General features: G+C 69.1%; 3 protein-coding genes. All 3 read right to left on the bottom strand.

Annotated features, from left to right (window positions below):
- Positions 1-191 precede the first annotated feature (191 nt).
- The gene (locus tag GH815_RS18540) at positions 192-617 is read right to left on the bottom strand and encodes a hypothetical protein (RefSeq protein ID WP_153750205.1); all 426 of its coding nucleotides are present in this window, start codon (positions 615-617) and stop codon (positions 192-194) included.
- Positions 614-1,609, bottom strand: coding sequence for a hypothetical protein (locus tag GH815_RS18535; RefSeq protein WP_153750204.1), 996 nt, complete (start codon positions 1,607-1,609; stop codon positions 614-616). The genes GH815_RS18540 and GH815_RS18535 overlap by 4 nt, the downstream gene beginning before the upstream one ends.
- The coding region (locus GH815_RS18530) for a hypothetical protein (protein ID WP_211365131.1) at positions 1,609-2,418 on the bottom strand (810 nt) is incomplete at its 5' end. The genes GH815_RS18535 and GH815_RS18530, both read right to left, overlap by 1 nt.

The raw sequence follows: 2,418 nt of genomic DNA, 5'->3' as shown, positions 1-2,418 counted from the left end.
TGGGGGCGTTCTTCGTACCCAGCTTGTACGTGGTCGCAGCCTGCGCATAGGTCGTCGGCTCCTGGCTGCACAGGTGCAGCCGCGGCGTCACGGCATCGCGAAGCACTTGCAGCCCCGCATCGTACAGATCGTTGGAATAGGTGGTCATCTGTTGGTCTCCTGTGTTGCTAGGTTTTCAGGAAGGTCCCGGATCACAGCGCCGCCCCCCTGATCCAGATCGCGTCCATCTGCCCGGCCGTCGCGCCCATCGCCGCGGCGACGGCCAGCGTCAGCGGATCGTGGCGCGGGATTTCGGTGATGTAGCCCCAGTCCGGATGCGCCTCGATCGTGGCGCGATGCGTGTCCCAGGCGGTCGGCCCCGCATATCCCGTTTCCGGGTCGATCTCGGACCCGTCGGGGCGCGTCAGCCGCATCGCCCGGACGAACTGGATCACCCGGATCGTCTCGGGCACCGCGGGCGGGGGTTCAGGCGGGGGCGTGAACACGCCGTCGGCATAGGACCAGCCCGGCCCGGCCTCGCCCGCCTCGGGCCAGCCTGCGGCCCAGTCGGGCACCGCGCCGGGTGCAGCCTCAATCACGTTGACGACCAGATCGTCCTCGATCTGCGCGAGTCTCATATCCAGATCCTCACCTCGCCTCGGGCGCCGTTCAGCGGGCCCGCGCCACCTACTGAGGGATAAAGCCCGGCGCCACCGCCAGGCGCATTGCCGGGCTGGTTTACGTTGCCGCCATTTCCTGCCATCCCGGAACGCCCGACAGCACCTGATGTCCGAGCGCCACAGCCGCCGCCATACCAGCTGCTGTTGGTGGTACCTCCAACATCAACGTAGTAGCCGCCACCGAGCACGCTGTTCCACCCGGCAGTCGTACCCCGGCCGAACATTGCACCCGGGACGTTCGCGGCCTCAGACGCAGACGCTGGCCCGGCTCCGTAGCCGGTCAGTAGCGATCCGAATGTGCTGTCGCCGGCCGCCGCTGTACCCCCAAAGTCCGTTCGCCCAAGACCACCTGCCCCGACAGAGATGGCAACGGAAGATGGCAGTTGTATAGCGCGGAACACGCCTATGGCGCAGGCGCCTCCTGCTCCCGGGGCGTAGCGATTGCTCCCCCCGCCAGCACCTATCGCATGCACCAGCACCGCCCGGTCATCGGGCAACCCGGGCGGCTTGGTCCACGTCCCGGACAAATCGAACTGCCAGTAGAAGGGGCCTGCGCCGATGGTTTCGCCCGCCAGCAGCGGGCTCTGCACCCGGAACGCCCCGCCGACATATTCCAGCGTGCTGCGCAGCCCCGCGCTGACGGCGCCCGGGACAAGCGTCGCGCCTTTGGCATCCAGCACCGGCACCGGCGGCAGCCCCCCGATCGACAGCGTCATGCCGCCCGTGTTGACCGACGTCCAGCCGATCCCGAACCGCATGCCGTCGATCAGCCCGCTGGCCCCCAGCGGCGGATCCAGCGTGGCCGTGATGGTGTTCACCCCCGCCACCCCCGTCAGCGGGAAGCAGCTGGCGCGGTACAGCGCCGCCATGTGCATCGCGTATTGGTCCAGGAAGCTCGGGCCGGGAATCGGTCCGGCCGAAGACCCGGAGAAGATGTCGCGCGTTCCCATCAGGCCCACAGCTCCTTTCCTTCGTCGACCAGCGTCAGGCTGGCCATGAAATCCGCCCGTGGCTCGACCGCGAAGACCACCGCACGCAGCATCTCGCGCCCCAGATCGCCCACCGCGACCAGCACGTCCTCTGCGATCCCGGCGGCCGGTATCGGCGGGTCGAATTCCAGGACATCCGTTTCGCCGGTGCCGCCCGCGACGGCATGCACGGTGACCGTGCCGGTCGTGCGCCGGATCGCGGCCCCGGTGCGCCGGCCGATGGCCCGCATGTCCGTGACGGCCCGCATGTCCGTGACAGCCAGCAGGTCGGGCTCGTTCGAGACGGGCACAGGGTTGTCCAGGCGGATCGCGGCGACATTGCCCCCGTCGAGGGCCACATCCATCACCCGACCGGCCCCGGCCTGCGCCGAGAGCGTGTCATGCACGACACCGACCAGGTCGCCGCGCCTGCAGACGATTGCCTCGGCCGGTGCCGAGAGGGTGTAATAGACCCCGCGCATGTCGGCCTGGGCGAGGTCGTATTCCGCGCGCTTGCGCACCTCGGCCTCGGTGACCAGCCCGGCGTACCGCACCTGTTCGACCAGCCCGGAATCGTCGCTGTAGCCGGGCCGCATCACCATGATCTGGCGGGTGTCATGGTCCCGCTCGGCGTCAGAAAAGCTGACGCGGAACCCGTGCGGCAGGCGCGGGAAAGCCTTCGTCCACTCGAAGCCCGAGGAATTCCGGGGCGTGAAGATCTGGACGGGGGCCTCGGCCGAGCGGTCCAGGTCGCGCGCAACGCCCCAGCGTTCGGACATGCGGGGCTTGGC

Origin of the sequence: Rhodovulum strictum (assembly GCF_009649175.1) — a bacterium.
GTDB classification, from domain to species: Bacteria; Pseudomonadota; Alphaproteobacteria; order Rhodobacterales; family Rhodobacteraceae; genus Rhodovulum; species Rhodovulum strictum.
The sequence above is the reverse complement of the archived record's forward strand: the minus strand, read 5'-3'. Positions and strand labels throughout refer to the sequence as shown.